This window comes from Shewanella sp. JNE2 (assembly GCF_023159115.1).
In the GTDB taxonomy this organism is placed as follows: Bacteria; Pseudomonadota; Gammaproteobacteria; order Enterobacterales; family Shewanellaceae; genus Shewanella; species Shewanella putrefaciens.
Genome location: NZ_CP096169.1, coordinates 3,561,636 through 3,580,960 on the forward strand (window position 1 = coordinate 3,561,636; position 19,325 = coordinate 3,580,960).

The following is a 19,325-nucleotide window of genomic DNA, read 5'->3' on the forward strand; positions in this document are numbered from 1 at the left end:
TAATAATCAGTGTTCTCTGCGCGTAAACAACTCGATAAAACGCGATGTATATTTATTTTTCAATTAAGCTATGGCATCACAGAGTCAGCCGAAAAAGGGCTGAACAACACAATCTAAAAACCATACAAAGGCTTGGATCATCAAATCCGTAGATGCAACCGACACCTCACCCACCTGATGTACATCCTCCAAGGGATCAATCCATTCCAACAGATTAAGCCCAAGAAAAAACCAACTATTGGCCTCACCGATACTTAGCTCAACGGCAATCACTAACAATGCTAATGCCAAAACTCCAAACACTTTAGATGACATCAACACGCTAATATTTAAGGGGTTATGTCGCATATCTGGCTCCTATTTAATGCATGACGCTGTACTTTTATTGCTCACCTAAAGGACTCAACTGATTAGGGATGCCTTGTTTCGCATGATTCAGTTCATTCTTACCTGCTCAGCACGATTAAAGGGATCGAGGCTTGAGATCACCCACTCATCTCCCGCTTTACCGCCATCCAGAACTTCCACTTGGCTCAGGCTCGTACTACCCAGTTTTATCGCACGGCGGGTCGCTAAATCGCCTTCGACTTGATAAGTTTCCTCCCCGCCACCGCTGGTCATAAAGGCGCCGCGTTTTACCATCAGTACATTGGGTCTGTGCTCTAATAACACTCGGGCCGAGATACGTTGATTCTGACGCAGTTTCAGGCTGTCATTTTGATCAAATTGCACCCTTGCGGTCACTTCACGGTTACGCACTTCAGGGGAAATCGACGATAACTTGCCCATTAACTTAATACTGCCAAAACTCAACTCGACTTCCATACCTAAACCTAAATCGTCGGCATAGCTTTCTGGCACGGCTAACTCAGCTTCATAGGCGCTTAAATCCACGACGGTTAAAATCGGTTGGTTGGCACTAAGACGGGTTTTCTGCTCGGTGATCCAGTTGCCGATAATCCCATTAACGGGCGCGACAATATTCAAGGCTTCGACTTGGCGTTCTAGTTCACGCACCGCGAGGGTTTGACGTTCAACTTCGAGGGCTTTATTTTTTACCTCAAAAGTTAAGGTATCTTTCGTTAACGCGACTTCTTGCTCGGCATGTTTAAACTTCAGCTTGGCTTTGTGTAAATCATCTTTGCCCTTTTCATAATCAATCTGGCCAATAAGTTGGCTTTGAATCAGCAGCTCACCTCGACGACTTTCTCGCTCGGCCGCCTCAAGATCGACCGTAGCCATATCTAAGGTTTGATAAGCTTGTAATTGATCGCGTCTCGCATCCAACTTAGCGCGCTCTAACGCACTTTCCATGCCCGCTAATACGGATTTGGCTTGCTCTAGCTGATTAGTGAGTCTTGGACTATCGAGTTTGGCAACCACATCGCCCTTATTGACTGTATCGCCAGGATTACTCAGTAGGGTCACTGTACCTTCTTCGGTGCTATACAAAATCGGCGCATTGGCCGCCACAATTTTACCTGTGGTCGCCACATCGCGAGTTAAGGTTCCCACATAAAGTGTTGCCGTGGTGATATCGCTACGGCTTAAGGATTTGCTAACACTATCAGAGCCTAAACTTGCCCACACTAAGGCGCTAACTAATAAGGCGCAGCCGCTAATTAACAGAGGTAATTTAAGACGTTTAGTGGTGGATGGCACAAGTACTGTATCTTGGCCGCTAGTATCTTTAATCATGGCTTTACTCGCTTCCCTGTTGGAATCATCAGTGCCGGAACGCATCAACGGACACTATTGGAAATCTCTACCCTAGAGATAGCAAAGCCTATGCCAAACAAGTAAAAGCATTTATTTTCATATTGTTAATTAAAACTCACCGCTAAAAGTGTCCGCGGACACTGGCGCTTTTATTTAAAAGTGTCCGCAGCAGTGAAATGAAAAGTGTCCGATTGAGGAAAGCGGTTCCTAGAATCTAGGGTCTAGAATCTAGATTTATTAACCAAAACAGCCGAGTTTCCCTTTACAGTAAAATCCTTGCCACATAAGATCCCGCCACCCTCGCAGCAAAAACGATCAAAAGAAAACCCTATGACTACAATAACAATCACTCGCCCAGACGACTGGCATATTCATTTAAGAGACGGCGCCCAACTTAAAGATACAGTGCGCGACATCAGCCGCTATATGGGCCGCGCCATCGTCATGCCAAACTTAGTGCCCCCCGCTATCGATACCGAAACCGCACTGGCCTATTACGATCGCATTAAAGCGCAGGTGCCAGCGGGCTCACAGTTCGAACCTTTGATGGTGTTGTATTTAACCGACAAAACCAGCCCTGATGAAATCCGCAGGGCCAAAGCCTCGGGTAAAATTGTTGCCGCTAAACTCTACCCAGCGGGCGCAACGACTAACTCAGATTCCGGCGTGACCGATGTGAAAAACATCTATCCCGTACTCCAAGCCATGCAAGAAGTCGGCATGCTGTTTTTAGTCCACGGTGAAGTCACAGATTCAGCCATTGATATTTTCGACCGCGAGCGCGTCTTCATCGAAAATACCTTAAGTAAAATTGTCGCCGATTTCCCAGCGCTTAAAATCGTGCTTGAGCATATCACCACCAAAGATGCAGTCGATTTTGTCACTCAAGCCTCTGATAATGTGGCCGCGACTATCACAGCCCACCATTTGCTGTATAACCGTAATCACATGCTGGCAGGCGGTATTCGTCCGCATTTTTACTGCCTACCCATTTTAAAACGCAACACCCACCAGCAGGCGTTATTAGGTGCAGCGGCAAGCGGCAGCAAAAAATTCTTCCTCGGTACAGATTCGGCGCCACACGCCAAGGATAAGAAAGAAGCGGCCTGTGGCTGCGCGGGCTCTTACACGGCTCACGCCGCCATTGAGCTGTATGCCGAAGCGTTTGAGTCGGTCAATGCGCTGGATAAACTCGAAGCGTTCGCCAGCTTTAACGGCCCAGATTTTTATAATCTTCCACGCAATAGCGATACCATCACGCTGGTCAAAAAGTCATGGGATGTCCCTGCAACTTACCCGCTTGGCGATACTAACGTAGTGCCTATTCGTGCTGGAGAAGCCATTGATTGGCAAGTTGAGTAAGCCTTAAGTCTTTAAAATCAAGTCGCCTACGGGCGACTTTTTATCAGATTTTGATTTTTAATTCACAATCGGCTAGTGTCTTTGCCTTTAGAATACGGCCCTTACTTATCACCTTTTAAGAGAAAATCAGTATGCCCACAAGGATGTTATTCTCCGTTTTATCTTCAAGCCTATTGCTGAGCGCCACGATCTCTTTGTCGACCTTTGCGGCCAATGAATTAACGGGGATCTGGCAGGGACAGTTAGGTAAAAGCAAGGTCAGAGTTTGTTTTAATCAATATGGAACAGGCAGTTATTACTATCAACGCTACTTAACGCCGATAAGACTCGAGCAGCAAGATGAACTGTGGAAAGAAGAAGGCAATACCGGAAATTGGCAGTTTGATAGTGTCACGCCACAAAAACTGAGCGGCCATTGGTTTAAAGATACCGCGAGTAAATCGTTACCAGTGCAACTTGAGCGAGAAATCAGCCCAGATAAGGTCGAGGATTGTGGTGCCGATGCTTACAATCTACCGCTAGAAACCACGCCAAAACTCAGCCGAGGTAAATGGCAAAGCTACGAAAATATTGAGTATCGCCCGCTGACTTTTGGCACAGATGTAGGTATCGAATTTAAAGGCCCACAAACGGGTATCTTGGCAATTAATCAATGGCTTGAACATAAGCTCACCGATGAAGCCCAACTAGCACAAACCTTTGACACTCGCCGCAGAATGCTGGCACAAATGGGCAGTTTTGTGACTGACGAAACCTTTGCCGAACCGATTTTTATTAATCAGCATTGGCTCAGTGTGCGCCTATATCGCTGGGCGGCAGGTTATGGCGCCAATGGTATCAGCCAAGAATTTGTGAGTTTCTCCCTTACCGACGGCAAACCTTTCCACCCGTGGCAATGGTTTCTCGCCGATACGCAACCACAAAGCATGCTCGAGGGTATGAGTCATCCTTTATCACCAGCATTAAGGGACAAATTGTTTGCTGGCAAAGCACCGGACGCAGAATGCCCCACATCAGACGGCTCGGGATATTACCAGCTCACCCTTGAGCCAAAGGGTATCAAATTCTGGGAAACGCCCCGCGGCGATGGCTGCGAACAAGAGTTTGTCCTGAGTCCGCAAGAAGCCATGCCCTATGCCACCCAATGGGGACAAACACAACTTAAGCTATTGGAATAGTGTACTTAACTGAGAAAATATTAGAGGGCAAGCAAGCTGTCATGGCGATGATAGTGAGTGCGATGAGAGTTGCACAATGATAGTAGCGCAACGGCAAGAACTCTTTCCCTCCCGACACAGCAATCCATTTCGAGCTAATTCATTTCAGTAAGGATGAACCGATTGAAGTGATAGTGGTGTTTAAGGTTAATAATGGGCTTATTCAAGCCATCTGGAGTTTTGCAACTAACTGAAAAGTGTTACGCCTATCCCAAATTGAGTTTAGGCACATTATGTTAGTGTGATATCAACGCATTCTGTGAGATCTGCGACTGTCCCTCTGTCGCAAAATATCTTAGGGTAAGTAGCAATAACCAAAAGGGTGAAAACACACCACACGCCCTTTCTTTAGCCACTTTGCCCAACAATAGGAATTGCTGATGTCTGATAACGAAAAAGCCTTTTACGACCGTGCCTCTGAGTTGATAAAACTCGCGAACAAGCAAAACCAGAGCACCGAAATCCAAACTGGTGAGGTCAGCGCTTCTTTTATGTGGGCCGTCGCCCGCTATAACGCTTGGTTTGGTTCCACCAGCTTTGAAAGCAAAGAGCAAATGCAGGCCAAAAAGCAGGAAATGATGGACTATTATATGGAGCGCTATAAAGAGATGCTCGACGCCAATCTGGAAGATTATATCGAGAATTTCGACCACTACCGCGCAACGCAGAAGTAATGGCTAAAAAACACCCCGAAAATATTTGATTCTCGGGGTGTTTAATTTTCAAATCTAAGCCTTCATTATCCAAACTGTATTAGGTTAGCTTTGGTATTGGCTGCCTAGGTAATAGACTTATAACTATTAAGCCTAGCTGACCAACGTCGTGGAGCTTCACCCTGATTTGTTAATCAAGAATCGACCAAGAGGGAATTAACAGCAATCCCCTCTTTAAGAGAGTGATTAGTTCTTTATTTTATATGCATAGAATTAATCACTTTCATTCCAGTGACACGCCATAAACTCATCCTTGAGGGCTCGACGACGGCATCCGTGCCGCCAACGGTCACTTACATGCAAGTGCTTAATTTCGTCAACACTTGAGTAGTCTGTAGCTAAATGACTCATATCTCCGTAAACACCTTAGTAACCAGTCTCATACTCCAATAAAAATCACCTAACGACTCAGAATGTGCCCCCAAGCCTACGCCATCATCCATGATGTCGCCACGTAATTTTTATCAATATATTTCAACAACTTCGCAGAGAATAGCGTATTCCTGTAGTGCAAGGTGATTACAGCTCATCTTAATAATCAGAAGGAGTTGCACCAGAACCGTCTTTTTGCAAAGCTAGGTTGTCGAGTTCTATGAGTAAATTCATAGTCTTTCTTATTAAATAGCCAAGTTTAATATACCACTACAAATGGAGTTGCAAATTGCCGAACTCGGATACAGAAAACCAGCAAGTAATATCGTGTGTGGCTGATGCCATTAAATTAGCAAAGACAGAAACTTCAAATAACTCTAAGAAATGGTGGTTTAGGGGACAATCTAACGCCCGCCACAATCTTGTACCTAGTTTATTTAGGCCAATAGACGGAAAATACTATGATGAGAACATGCTCATCGATGAGTTTGTAAGGATGCATCCAGAAGCAAGAGAACGTCATACCGATGTTTTAGAGCTTCTTACTTATGCCCAACACTATGGCTTACCGACAAGACTTCTCGATTGGACGGAAAATGTATTAGTTGCTCTTTATTTTGCGTGCTCAACAGAAAATAACCTTGATGGTAAACTCTTTTTTTTTACCCGATTTTGTAGACGATATATTTGATTTCGATTATTACAACTTTGATTTTGGTAAAATATTCCTTACTAAATTAATATAATGATGCAGATGACTTTGAAAATATATTTAAACAGGCCGCATCTTCCATCCGCGAAGATCATCTTAATTTTCTAAATGACCAGATTTTATTTAATAAATTACGTTTTGATGATTTTTTAGCATTAGAGAGAAAGTATCACGGTCCATTATCGAATAAAGGAGTTAATTTAATTTTTAACACCGAAGGCAGTGGAACAGGCCGTTTAATAAAACATGCTGGATTCATGTACACACCAAAACGCCTTAACAAACGATTAGTCACACAACAAGGTTGCTTTACCTGCCATACAGGTAAAATATTGTATAACCAACAATATGTTAAAGTTAACGATGAATTTGATAAATTTTCACATTCCTTCATTATCCCAGCTAAGTTCAAGGAAGATATATTAAATGAACTTAAATATTGCGGAATATACGAAGCAACTTTATTTCCTGAACTTGAATATCAAACGAAACATATTAAAAGCTATTCACTGTTTGAACAAAGGTGGTAATTCTAGCTAAATAACACTTTACAACGTTCTAAATTAAGAAACTGAACTTATAGAGCTTTTATGCCTTAATAATGTACCAATAACACCAGAGCCTAAGGAATACACCATCCCCTCGGAGTTGCCGCAGGGCGAATAGGCAAATTGCGTGAGTTCGGTCATGGATGACCGACTAGCTTTCGCAGGTGCAGGGACGCATCCTTCGGAAGCGATAGCAAATTTGACAATGAGCACAAGGGGCTTTCAACTCCGTTAGGGGCGTCATGGAGCATCCAAGGAGGATAGGACGAGCAGTCCTCCTTGGTCGGGTGTGGGGTGAAGCTCCACGACTTTGATTTTTATTTTAGAAATACATCAAATCAACTATCAGACATACACAGGGATTAACCCAAATTAAGCACTATCATGGAAGTGACCGTCCGTGGCATGGTCGCTTATTCATATCCATGTGATCGCGACATTAGTATGTCCTATACAGCCGATTCCATGCTCGAGCATACATGGACGACTATTTTAAAACCAAAGTCGGCGTGTCACTGGAATGATAGTGCTTAATGGATATGCGGAATTAAAGCTCCACCAATATTTACAAACGCACGATGGATTAAGTTGGCATCCCAACTAAACTGCGGATAAAACTGAGTATTCATGATCTCACGCTGCGGTAGATTGCATTAACTCACCAAAAGATTTTTTGTTTACGAAAAAGTCTTAACCAAACATATCCTCATTGATCAAAATAAGCTGAAAGAGCAAAATGCGCCTCTTGAAGCCGTATGCCAATTCGACTAACACTCCTGTGTCTATGGCAAAATTAAATGTGTTGATTATGTGAAGGTAGGTGCAATGGATAGCTCAATATTAGTTTTTGATTCAGGTTCAGGTGGACTAACTGTCGCGGCCGAAATAAAAAAGAGAATCCCCAACATACGGCTGAGTTACGTCTCTGACGCTGGCTTTTTCCCGTACGGAAAAAAGCCGCACGATATACTAAAAAAGCGAATTTTAGACGTTATATCCAAAGCAAGCTCACTGACTCAACCCGATATCATCGTTATCGCCTGCAATACAGCGAGTACCATTGCGCTAGACTTACTTCGTACTGAACTCAATATACCTATTGTCGGCGTTGTCCCTGCGATAAAACCTGCCGCTTCGTTATCAAAATCAAAGGTAGTGATGGTACTTGGCACTCACACCACAGTGAACTCAGCTTATGTGAAGATGCTGATCACGAATTTCGCCACAGAATGTAAGGTTTTAGTAGAAGACTCTGAAGTGCTGGTTCTCGCCTCAGAGCAAAAACTTCTCGGCAATGGGTTTGATCCCGACATTGTAACTCAGGAAATTCAGCGTATTTTTAGCAAACCCGATGCATTTAATACCGATGTATTAGTGCTGGCTTGTACTCACTTTCCACTTATCCATGCAGAAATCAAAAATGCCCTTCCCCACCAGGTTACTGTCATTGATTCTGGATTAGCCATTGCTAATCGAACGCACTCATTGTTGAAAATCGAGCACCAAACGTGTAGCCCGATACTCGATCCAGAAATAACGTTTTACACCACTGGGAATGTAGATTCAGAACAAGCGAAACAAAGCAAAATTGAAGCACTGCTTCAGTGCTCCATTAAATTTAAGCAGCTGTTATTGTAATATTTTTAGCTCATTTTTTTTAACCCGTTGTCAAAGAAATCTAAATGATTACCCTAAAAGACACCCGCGAAATAAATGCTATATCGCATCGCTGATTGTTAAATGTTGGATCTTAACAGGCCGCTATTGCGGCCTTTTTTGTATCAGCTACTTCCTGAAGTGCTTGTCTTCGCATAAAATTCGGCCCGTTTACTGTGCGCATGAAGCGCAAGTTATCGGTATAAAAAGGTGTAGTTAAATGGAACTTTCGATTCGCAGTTTATTCACTGCAGCAGGCTTGGTGTTGTTATCCTCTTTAACGGTTATTCCTGCGGCAAACGCTGCGGGCAAAGCCGTCCATCCCACTGTCGATTTACCGAATGGCCAATGGCTTAATTTCCACCAAAAAGACAATCAAGTGTGGAGTGAAATGTCCGACGGCGATGCGCCCGGCGTACATCTTGATGATTATGGTGCGGCTGAAATTGTGGCCGTTTTTTACTATGACTTTGATAAAGGTGGCGACAAAGAAGTCGTGGTCATGCTTAAAGATGCTGATGGTCAGCATTTACGGGGTTATGGTTTTGAGGATTCAAAGCTCACTAAGCTGCCTCGCCTACAAGTGGTGCTGGATGAAGTCGCCCCGACGTTATCGTCTTTTACTGTCAGCGACACCCGCAAAGTGTTAAACCAAATTCCGCCGCAACAATACCGCATAACCTATGATGTTGAGGCGATTGAAGATCCTGCCATTAAAGCGATTATCGATGGCTCAACCAAGCTCAAACCAACCTTAATCGGCTATCGCAATGCTAAAGGTTTACCTGCCGATGTGAAAACCGCAGACGAATATAAGTTACGTTATCCCCTCACCCGCAAAGATAAAGATGCCCAAGGCCGCGAGCATCAATACAGTTTAGTAACTCACTTTTATCGCAATGATTATCGCGAACAACAGGGCAGTTTTGTGTTGGTGAGCGTTGCCTTTGAAGCCGATGATGTAGACTGGCTAAACAGCGGTGAGGGTGAGATCCCAAAAACGGGCCCAGCTTATGATTACATGAATCTCGGTGGTCCTTGGGCTGGACTTGCACTTGAAAGTCATTATGCCCAAGGTGTGCTCGATGGCCCCTATATCGCCTACGATAACCGTAATGCCAATATCATGTTGAATGGTCAGTACAAACAAGGCAAAAAAGTCGGTAAATGGATGGAGGCTGACGGCCAAGCAAGCTATTGGGAAGGTGAATATCTTGACGGTAAAAAGCAAGGTAAATGGATTGCACAGTCCATGTTCGATGAGGCAGATAACTACGGTTTTGCCCATTACAATCAAGGAGTGCTCGATGGCCCCTATGAAATCTATGAGCCCGAATATGGCGCAGACACAGGTGAGAAGCGATTGTCTGAAAAAGGCATTTATCGCAACGGCGTCAAAGACGGTGAATGGCTTGAGAGCAATGGCAATAAAGGCCACTATCAAAACGGCATTAAACATGGCCCTTGGGGAGATAAAGTCTCGCTTGGCGAATACCGCAACTATGTGGGTCAAGGGGCTTACCTTGATGGCAAGCGCACTGGCCCTTGGGTATTTAAAACTGACAAGAAGTCACGGATCGAAGTGACTTATCTCAATGGGTTACGCGAAGGTGAAGAAAAACTAATCAGCGATGAAAATGTGCTCTTTGCCAATAAGTATTATAAACAGGGCCTGCTCGATGGTCAGAGTATTTGGTACTCAGCACAGGATGTCGTTAGCGGCATTAGGCACTATCGCAAAGGTGAGTACCATGGCATGCAGGCTATTTTTGATCCTAACCACAATCATAGGCTTATGGAGTTAAGTCATTATGAGTATGACGAAACCCTGCCAGTCAAACCCTCTCAGGACGAGTGCATTATGCGAGAAAACCCCTATAGCAATGACTGTAAGGATATAGTGAATTCCTCCTATAGAAATACGCCATCGCTAAAGCACGGAGAGCAATATTATTATGATAGTAAAGGAAAATTATATAAATTTTCTGACTACCATCATGGCAATCTCATCAGAGAATTTGAATTCGATGGAGAAGGTCAGGTACAAAAGTTACAAAATAATGAACAGGGACAAGACAGTCAAATCAGCATCCGCTATAAGAAGGATGGCGGTTATTCACTGTCCAACTACAGCGACAATGAGCAACGTGGCTGGACATATGAAATCGATAACAATGGTCGGTTGCAATCCCTGAAGTATTACCACGATGGTGAAAAAAAGGGCTTTAGCCTCCGCTATAACACAGATGGTAGTTATTCATTTACTGAAAAGTAAACAAGGAAAAGACGGCCCTAAATTTCTGTAAGAACCCACAATAAAAAGATCGGGTATAGCTTTATATAGGCGGTATATAGCCGGCACAGTAAAACCCGTGCATAGACTGATATGGTTATCGCCGCGATTAACCACAATCAACACTAACAGCCAAACCCAATAGTGAAAAAATCCTAATGCTAAAAGCCCTTTAGCATTAGGATTGAAAGGATTTTAGACTATCAAACCACTGATAATAAATGCATTAATAAGCTAACCAGTTAATGCGTTTATGAAAGTTACAGCGGCATTCTGTACTCGATCACTCCCGGCTTTTCACCAATCCAGTTATAGAGTTTTTGCGCGGTTAAATTGGTTTCCTGTGTATGCCAGTACAAGCGCGCACACTTGTGTTCAATGGCCGCTTGCTTTACAAACTCAATCAATTGTTTTCCAACATGTTGCCCCCTTGCCGTTGGGGCAACAAACAAGTCTTCAAGATAACAATAATCCGTTTCGGCCCAAGTAGAACGATGAAAAACATAGTGCACAAAACCGAGTAAGTTTTGGCCCTCTCTTGCGACGGCACAATGCATGGGTTCTTGATCATCAAAGAATCGGCGCCACGTGGCTTGGGTGGTCGCTTCTGATAACGCCACTTTGTAAAAAGTCTGGTAATCACGCCAGTGTGGTAACCAGAGTGAATAGTCCGTTTCTTGAACCATATCAATGGTTACTGTTAGTGATTGGCTGGACATTAGTGCACTCCTTGAAATTAAGTAAATGGTCTCAGTTTTACTGAAGCAAGATTCTAGATTCAATTGTGGTACCGCATAAGGTACACTTTTTGTATTTTCTACAGTACCAGTTAGCAAATGAAAAAACCTCAATCCAATTTCCCTCACTTGCAACTCAAAGATGGCATCCTCAAAGATCAGCTTTATCATGCGTTTAGAGAGGCCATTCTTGATGGACGTTTACATCCTAGAATGAAGCTCCCATCCAGCAGAGCCTTGTCGGAAACCATGCAGATTTCACGTAACTCAGTACTGCAAGGGTTTGAGCGCCTGATTGATGAAGGCTATCTGCTGACTAAACCGGGATCGGGCACTTATGTGTCAGATACCATCCCCGATGAACTGATCGATATTCCCAACAGCTCCCGAGAAAGTGCTCAAGCCTTTGATTCCAATGTAGACATTAATCCACAGTTAATAGAAATGGCGCGACTGAAAGCGAAGGGAAATACGGACCACAGCCATAGCATGCTTAATATTGGCGTCGGATGTGTCGATCTTTTCCCACACCAACTTTGGGGACGGCTGTTAGGCCGAGTTTGGCGGCAATCGCGTAAAACCTTAGGTAAATCAAACCATAGCGCGGGGTATTTGCCGTTGCGTGAGGCGATAAGTGACTATGCGCGTTCGACCCGCGGCCTCAATTGCACACCTGAGCAGATCATCATAGTCAATGGAACTCAGCAGGCCATTAACCTCACGGCGCAAGTCCTCCTCCAACAGGGAGATGAAGTCTGGCTTGATGAACCTGGATATGATGGCGCTTTAGGCGCATTTCTCTCACAAAATATGCGAGTTCGTCCTGTGAGTGTTGATGTTGAGGGTACAAATATTGCCGATGCGATACAGCGGTATCCTGCAGTGAAACTGGCTTTTACCGCGCCCTCACACCAATTTCCCCTCGGTGGCATGCTAAGTCTGCCACGACGATTGGCCTTACTCGATTGGGCCGCTGAGCAGAGTAAATGGATTTTAGAGGATGACTATAACGGTGAGTTTCGTTACAGCGCCCGCCCAATACAGGCATTACAAGGGCTCGATAAATACCAAAGGGTGATTTATGCAGGCACCTTTTCCAAGATGCTACTGCCCGAATTGCGACTCGGCTTTTTAGTAGTGCCCTCTAAACTGGTACAGGCTTTCCAGCTAGCAAAGCACTACGCCGATACGCACACGGCTCACCTAGAGCAAGCAACATTAGCGCTGTTTATCGCCGAAGGACATTATGCGCGGCATGTTCGCCGAGTGCGAAAAGCCTGCTTAGCGCGCCAAACGGCGCTAATCGCGGCAATTGAGCAGTATCTGCCTGACAAATTGTCCGTTCAAACCTCAGACTCAGGTATTCATCTGGTCTGTTGGCTAAAGGGCGATTTGACCGAAGAAAAAGTGATCAATAAATGCCGCCAACTCAGTTTAGGTGCACAGCCTTTGTCTCGATATTGCCAAGCGCCCTATCCAAGGCAAGCAATCTTACTGGGCTATGCCGCTCATACGCCTGATGAGCTGCGGGAAAGTATCAAAAAACTGGCGCAGATCCTTTAATATCCAAGCTTAAAAAGCCTGAAAGAAAATCCCGAAAGCACTGAAGATGGCAACAAACCATGTGAGGGATCTTAAGGTGCCTTTGTTGGCAAGATAGAGGATGTGATACACAAAGCGGGCGCCGACATGGACGATGGCGAGCCACTCAGTAGTGGGATTCACTTTGCCCGTGGCGATAACCACTAATACGGCTAGGCCAAACACCAGCAATGATTCAAAGGCATTTTGATGTCCCGCTAAAGCGCGAGCGCCAAAACCGGTTAGCTGTGCTTGCTGAGCACGGGGATGATTATTATCGTAACCACCCGCCTTTGCCATAGCCCAAGCCACTGGACCTTTCGCAAGATATGGCAATAACATAGCGATAAATAAGCAAATAAGTAGGGTGTTCATGGGTGTGCTTCCTTTTTTATAATGCTTGAGCTTTTATACAAATTGGCCAGCAAAATTCACCAGATTATGCGCTAAGATGGGGAAAACTAAGCTCCCCGTTCTTTCCCTTAACCACAGTAAAATCAAGCCATAAAAGCCAGTTAATGACATCGACATCAGAGAGAAATGAAATTCGCCAGCGTTATACATAAGACCATGAATAAGACCGAATAACAGCACTAATAGCAATCCAGCGACATTTATTTGCGCACCCAACAGGTTTATTCGACTCGATACTATGGCTAACGAGACGATATAGAGCAGTACGCCTCGAAACATAGGTTCTTCATCAAGCCCTGGCATTGTCGCCTGGTACCAAAGTTCTTCAGCATCATAATCTGGGCCATTACCCAGAGTGTAAGACAAGAGTAATTGCAGCACGATAAAAAACATAATCACAACAAGGGAGGGAATAACGGCGCCGCGATGTTGCTTAAACGTAAAACCTGCCTCGGCAATTTTAAATTGTTTCTGACTTAAACATAATGCGAATAATGCCAGCACCCAAAGTAGGATTGCTGCAATTTTACCGCCCCAATTCCATTGTAAATCAGTAAAATAATCATTCAATGGGATCCATTTCCCACCATTAAAAAGCGCAACGCCATAAAGAAAGATCAGTGCCAGCGCCACCATAATCCATACAAAATTAATTTTAACTATGCCTTTACGCTCAAGCACAAATGCTATTAGAGCGACAATAGCGACATTAATCATTATCGAAATCAATAAATCCAAAATATTCTCTCCTTAGTTTTGTTATTGATCATTCTTCATTGGTTCAGAAATTGTGTTCCGTTAGCGGGCGTTAAATACTTAGCCCAGTCGCCTGAGCGGTAATATTAAGCAAATAGGCAAGTCGTGGATGACGCGTAGATAGAAGAGTGCAACTCATTCACTAAGTGCACTCATCTGAGTTAACCACCTAGATATTTCGAGAAGAAATCTAAACTGCGTGACCAAGCAAATTCGGCGGTCGTTTTATCATACCTTGCGGTGGAATCATTATGAAAACCGTGGTTCACCTTGGGGTAAAGGTAAGCAACATAATCGGCTTTATTGGCTTTTAGCTGCGCTTCATATTCTGCCCAAGTGTCATTAATCCGCTGATCAAGCTCAGCAAACTGCAGCATTAACGGCCCTTTTACACGGCTACGCAGTTCGGGTGCGGCGGGCGTACCGTAGAAAGAAACACCAGCATTAAGATCATCTGGAATGGTGGCGGCTAACATATTGACGATATAGCCACCAAAACAAAAACCCACAGCGCCGAGTTTGCCACTACTTTGGGGGTGGGACTTTAAAAAGAGTGCAGCGGCAATAAAATCTTGCTCCATTTTGGCGCGATCCAAATTGCTTTGCATCGCACGGCCCGTATCGTCATTGCCCGGGTAACCACCGAGGGAGTAGAGCGCATCGGGTGCGAAAGCAATATAGCCTTGCGCCGCTAAACGGCGGGCAACATCTTCAATATAAGGATTAAGACCACGATTTTCATGCACCACAAGTACCACAGGGGCTTTTTTATCGGTGTCGTAAATCAATGTTTCAGCAGGTTTACCATCCACTTCAATCTTAAGCAGGCTGCTAGGTACTACCAAATAACCGCGCCCCTCACCATAGCCATTTGGAGAAGGAAACTTTACATAGCTGGCTTTAATACTGGGATCATTAAAGGAAACTTGTTCGGCTAAGGCATAGTTAGGCAGCAATGCACTGGTGAGGCTTGTCAGGGTAAAACCGAGCGCCACCAGCCCAGCAAGACGAGCCATAAACTCACGACGATCGATAATACCGTGGGCATATTCGTCATACCAATCGAAGGCTTCTTGTGGAATAGGTTGTTGTGGATTAGTTGTAATCGCACTAGATTGGCTAGCGGTGGGGTGAGGCTGCGTTGGTCGCTGTGTCATAGATAAAACTCCATTAAACAAGCTAACCGCAGGTATTGATCTTACCTAGCTTGTGGTTCTTAGTGTTAATAAAGAGTAAAGGATTAAACACAACGAAGGCAAGCGTATCGAGATAAGGGCTGTTAGCCAGTAAGCACCATAAACTGCTATCGCAAAATTTATGGGATGAGGAGGTTTAGCTCTCGAGTATTTCAAAACACTGCCTAAGCAGCATAAAAGGCAAGACAATAGCGTTAAACCTCACGGTAAAGCTTAACGAGATAATAAATATCAATTAAAACAATAAAAAAGTTAACTAGAGCAACGGGGTAGGCATCAATTGCCACCCCATAAGCGACAAATAATGCCGCGCCAATAAGATTCCACCAGCGCAGCTTTTTGATATTCGACATCATCAATGAGATAGCAACCACAACCGATGCTAGATAACCTACCCATTCCCAAATTGTGGCGTTCTCCATAGAAACTCCTAATCTCGCTGCAGTTATATCCTTGAATAAGTGTCCTTACATCATAGCTTGCTCGCAAGAATTAGGCATATAAACACACGTGTTTAACAGGATTAAAGAAGCACTCTTAGCGTTTTACCACCGCCGCCGTCATACGAGAGATACAAGTTAACTCACCTGCACTGTTGTGAATTAAAATTTCCCAGACAGAGCTACGTTTTCCTAAATGAATTGGCTTAGCGGTAGCGGTTAACAATCCATTACGAGAAGCCCTAAGATGGTTAGCGTTAATCTCTTGCCCCACACAATAATATTGCTCAAAATCCACTGCAAAATTAGCCGCATAGCTGGCAACCGTTTCAGCAAGTGCCACATTTGCGCCACCGTGCACTATCCCTAATGGATTATGGACTGCGGGTGTTGCAGGCATCGTTGCCTTTAAGTAGTCATCACCGATTTCACTTATCTCAATCTCTAGGGTTTGCATCAAGGTGCCTTTCCCCCCCATGCCAGCATCTAAACGAGTGCAATCTTCTAAGGTGATAGGTCTAAACCAAATACTCATTTCAACATCCTAGTGAAAAAAACCAGTAGCTAGTTTACTGTGAAGTGAATGAAGTTCAACTGATTAACAAATACCACATACGCAAAAAAACGTAAGGAAAAAACCTTGAGTGAACCTTGCAGTTATAACCCTCCAACACGAAAGCATTCAGAAGCACATAAAAAAGGGATGGTTATCCATCCCTTTGTTTGAGTTTAACTCACTGATTATACTTGCTCATTATTGCCTAAACTGAACGGCGACGGCGTTGTAATCCGAATAACGATACTAAAGCCAAAGCTAAGTAACCTAGTGCGCCACCATCATGCTTAGGCTGAGGCGCGGGTTCTGGTTCCGGCGTTGGAGGCACAACTGGCGCTGGATAGCTTAAGGCGATAATCACAGGATCATGATCCGATGCTGAAAAGGCATTTTCAGATTTAGCTAAATTACCTGAATATTTCTTACCGTATTCAAACAGGTTAGATTCAACTGAGTTAATATGCCAATCTTCAATATCCACTAAGCGTTTAGCGAGGCTTGTATTGGCTAAGGCGTGGTCTAAATTACCTAATTCGCCATTGTAACTATAAGAGTAAGTCGCCACACCGTGGGCTTGGGTATTTAAGTTGATAAGACCATAGCCCTTATCAATCTTACTCCCTTGACGCTCATACACCTTACCACCCAGAGTGGTCCATGAAGCTGTGACTATGTCACGCTCTGATTTACTGGCATCAAAATCGGTCAGCACACGGATAGGATCTTCCATACCGTAAGCATTCATATCGCCGATAACCAGTAGATCGCCTTTCACATCTTTTAACGCTTCACCTAATACTTTGGCCGCAGAAACACGGAAAGCGTTACATTTCCCCTGTTGATCGGCAGGATCGACAGATTCTTCAAAATTAACCCAATCTTCTAAACAGCCCGAACCTTTTGATTTTAGATGATTCACCACCACAGTTAATGGCTCATTATGGATCTTAAAGGTTTGCGCTAAGCTGTGGCGTTGATAAGCATCGTTACCAGGGTTTGTCTCAGTCTTATCCGCTTTAGTGCGAGTCACGCTACCAGCCGTTGCATGTTGCTCTGGTGTCTCGATAACGCGAGCAGCCCCTTCTAGAGTGACTTTACCCGCACGATAAAGCATACCCACAGTAATGGCATCGCTACCAAAATACTTACCATCATACTTATCAGCATCAGCCAATTCGATAAAACTATAAGCATTATCCGCTGTTTGCTTCTCGTTCAGTGCGTCGACTAAGTTTTTAAGTGCGCTCTTCTCACCAAAACCGTTATTAGCAATTTCCATTAACCCGACGATATCGGCATTCATGGCAGTAATTGCACTCACAATTTTTGTACGTTGTAACAGCATTTCTTCTTCAGTTAGCGCACCACGGTTACTGCCTGAAGGATTTGTATCACCACCCACAACATCATTAAAGAAGTTTAAGACGTTGAAACTGGCTACGCGGATATCCCCTTTTGTTGCCACACTTGGTGCGTCAGTTCTATCGTCACCACGGATGAAATCACCTGCGGTAATGGTGTTAGTGGCGACTAATCGATAAGCCCCATAGCTATAGCCAATGACACCTTGCAAATTAGTCAGTTGATCGCCTACACGGATATAACCTGTTTCCACGTTAAAATCAGGGAAATATGGGATCACGCCATTAGCAGGTTTGTAATCCGACTCGATAAAAAGCTGATTGTCGAGGTTTGATTTCGCCAGTGCTATTGCTTCAGGGGAAAGTGCTGGATATAGCTGTGTTGGCTTCATTAAAGGTGCTTTATATGAAACTAACATATTGTTACGGCTACTCGCATAGTCAAAGCTGAAGGTACGGCTGATCTTAAGATCGCTACCCGCATCTAAAACCACATTCATGCCTTCGTAACGCTCTAAGGCTTGAGCCAGTGTTTCACCATCGGCAACATAGAAAGGTGCCGCAGCAGGGATACCGACCTTAGCACCAACCTCAAATTTTTTATCCGCTTTGATATCGATTTGGGTTAAGCCAAAATACTCTTTAACCTTACCTTGCACACAGACTTCAACCCCTGGTTGGATTGCTTCTGGTGCCGCTTCGCCGAGGAAGACAAATACACCATCAGAGGTATAGGGTGAGTTATCGCCTTTAATTTCTTGAAGATAGAAACCTTTAAATAAACTTTCACCACGGGCAGTAACAACACCACGTACTGTCACTTCAGTTTCAGATTCAAATGCCCCAGCAGGTACAAGTGGACTCGACTCACCCGCGCCTTGTACTTGATAAATAGGCACAATTTTAGCGCCACTGCAGCTAAACATCGGAGCTTCAGGTTCTGCGGGTTTTTCTAAGGATCCTAAACCGATAAAAGTATCTTTGGGTAAGAGTTCCCATTGCGCGGCATTAAATACGGTATTGGCAACGAGGGCATCGAGTTTACGTTGTAGTGTAACATCAAGCCCCCACCCCGTTGGCGTTGGCACATCGCCAATAATATCGACAACGGCGCCATCTTTCATTAAAGCAACCGCATCACCACCATTAAAGCTTAAACTACCAGAGAAGCTATCAACGCCTTGAGCAACAGTAATAGTACCGCTAGTATTTAAAATAACTTTTGTCGATTTTGCCGCAATGGTTTGACCATCTAAGGCCACCATATCGGTTGCATCAGTTGCACCATCTTTATAACGAACCAGTTTATAACCTGCCAAATCAATCGCAGTATCACCGCTGTTATAAATTTCAATCGCCTTATTATTAGAGCTACCTTCTACATACTCTGTAATCATCACTTCAGCACTTGCCATCATAGGCAAAGCGGCTGCAACAGCTAAAGAAATAGCCGTTAATTTATTAACATTATCCATATTATCAACCCCATTATTATAATATTGCCGCTAACTTCTATTAACGTGCTGGCGGATTATTTCAGAGTTGACGGCGTAAAAAAAGGGGGCGAGATCGCACATTGCCAATGTAACATATTGATGAATATGCAATTATACACATGACATTGTTCATTAGATGGAACAAGCTAATAAATCAAAAGTATTAGCCAAATAAAAACAATCAGTAAGAGCAATA

16 protein-coding genes are annotated in these 19,325 nt (G+C 44.0%); 7 read left to right on the forward strand and 9 right to left on the reverse strand.

Annotated elements, in window-relative coordinates; genetic code table 11:
- Window positions 1-84: 84 nt before the first annotated feature.
- Together MZ182_RS15990 and MZ182_RS15995 are read right to left on the reverse strand one after the other, a co-directional pair.
- Complete coding sequence (locus MZ182_RS15990; protein ID WP_011788331.1) at window positions 85-348, reverse strand: hypothetical protein; 264 nt, start codon at window positions 346-348, stop codon at window positions 85-87.
- A gap of 87 nt (window positions 349-435) precedes the next feature.
- Window positions 436-1,698 (reverse strand): efflux RND transporter periplasmic adaptor subunit, encoded by a 1,263-nt coding sequence (locus MZ182_RS15995; protein WP_014611178.1) that lies wholly within the window; start codon window positions 1,696-1,698, stop codon window positions 436-438.
- 351 nt (window positions 1,699-2,049) lie between these two features.
- Between MZ182_RS15995 and pyrC the strand changes: the two genes are divergently transcribed.
- From pyrC to MZ182_RS16025, 6 genes are all read left to right on the forward strand, one after another.
- Entirely contained in the window at window positions 2,050-3,081 is a 1,032-nt protein-coding gene (gene pyrC / locus MZ182_RS16000) for a dihydroorotase (RefSeq protein WP_115017368.1), read from the forward strand.
- A 131-nt stretch (window positions 3,082-3,212) separates the two neighbouring features.
- Complete coding sequence (locus tag MZ182_RS16005) at window positions 3,213-4,259, forward strand: hypothetical protein (RefSeq protein WP_248068175.1); 1,047 nt, start codon at window positions 3,213-3,215, stop codon at window positions 4,257-4,259.
- 419 nt (window positions 4,260-4,678) lie between these two features.
- On the forward strand, window positions 4,679-4,972 hold the full coding sequence (locus MZ182_RS16010; protein WP_011919856.1) for a DUF3144 domain-containing protein: 294 nt from the start codon (window positions 4,679-4,681) through the stop codon (window positions 4,970-4,972).
- A 700-nt stretch (window positions 4,973-5,672) separates the two neighbouring features.
- Window positions 5,673-6,074 carry an FRG domain-containing protein gene (locus MZ182_RS16015; RefSeq protein ID WP_248068172.1) on the forward strand — a complete coding sequence of 134 codons (402 nt, stop codon included), beginning with the start codon at window positions 5,673-5,675 and terminating at the stop codon, window positions 6,072-6,074.
- 1,394 nt (window positions 6,075-7,468) lie between these two features.
- Window positions 7,469-8,281, forward strand: coding sequence for a glutamate racemase (gene murI / locus MZ182_RS16020; RefSeq protein WP_248068169.1), 813 nt, complete (start codon window positions 7,469-7,471; stop codon window positions 8,279-8,281).
- Between the two features lie 238 nt (window positions 8,282-8,519).
- Complete coding sequence (locus MZ182_RS16025; protein WP_248068166.1) at window positions 8,520-10,574, forward strand: toxin-antitoxin system YwqK family antitoxin; 2,055 nt, start codon at window positions 8,520-8,522, stop codon at window positions 10,572-10,574.
- 278 nt (window positions 10,575-10,852) lie between these two features.
- Here MZ182_RS16025 and MZ182_RS16030 read toward each other — a convergent pair whose 3' ends face one another.
- A complete protein-coding gene (locus tag MZ182_RS16030; RefSeq protein ID WP_248068163.1) occupies window positions 10,853-11,311 on the reverse strand; it encodes a GNAT family N-acetyltransferase in 459 nt (152 codons plus the stop codon).
- Between the two features lie 117 nt (window positions 11,312-11,428).
- Between MZ182_RS16030 and MZ182_RS16035 the strand changes: the two genes are divergently transcribed.
- Window positions 11,429-12,892: a PLP-dependent aminotransferase family protein gene (locus tag MZ182_RS16035; RefSeq protein WP_115017349.1), complete on the forward strand. Its 1,464-nt coding sequence runs from the start codon at window positions 11,429-11,431 to the stop codon at window positions 12,890-12,892.
- Between the two features lie 9 nt (window positions 12,893-12,901).
- Here MZ182_RS16035 and MZ182_RS16040 read toward each other — a convergent pair whose 3' ends face one another.
- The 6 genes from MZ182_RS16040 to exeM form a co-directional block, all read right to left on the reverse strand.
- Window positions 12,902-13,285, reverse strand: coding sequence for an MAPEG family protein (locus tag MZ182_RS16040; protein WP_011788321.1), 384 nt, complete (start codon window positions 13,283-13,285; stop codon window positions 12,902-12,904).
- Between the two features lie 33 nt (window positions 13,286-13,318).
- On the reverse strand, window positions 13,319-14,062 hold the full coding sequence (locus tag MZ182_RS16045) for a type II CAAX prenyl endopeptidase Rce1 family protein (protein ID WP_227498142.1): 744 nt from the start codon (window positions 14,060-14,062) through the stop codon (window positions 13,319-13,321).
- Between the two features lie 179 nt (window positions 14,063-14,241).
- On the reverse strand, window positions 14,242-15,237 hold the full coding sequence (locus MZ182_RS16050; RefSeq protein WP_011788319.1) for a dienelactone hydrolase family protein: 996 nt from the start codon (window positions 15,235-15,237) through the stop codon (window positions 14,242-14,244).
- A gap of 233 nt (window positions 15,238-15,470) precedes the next feature.
- Complete coding sequence (locus MZ182_RS16055; protein WP_248068160.1) at window positions 15,471-15,698, reverse strand: YgjV family protein; 228 nt, start codon at window positions 15,696-15,698, stop codon at window positions 15,471-15,473.
- 115 nt (window positions 15,699-15,813) lie between these two features.
- Window positions 15,814-16,251 carry a PaaI family thioesterase gene (locus MZ182_RS16060; RefSeq protein ID WP_011788317.1) on the reverse strand — a complete coding sequence of 146 codons (438 nt, stop codon included), beginning with the start codon at window positions 16,249-16,251 and terminating at the stop codon, window positions 15,814-15,816.
- Between the two features lie 226 nt (window positions 16,252-16,477).
- Entirely contained in the window at window positions 16,478-19,108 is a 2,631-nt protein-coding gene (gene exeM, locus MZ182_RS16065) for an extracellular exonuclease ExeM (RefSeq protein ID WP_248068157.1), read from the reverse strand.
- Between the last annotated feature and the right edge of the window lie 217 nt (window positions 19,109-19,325).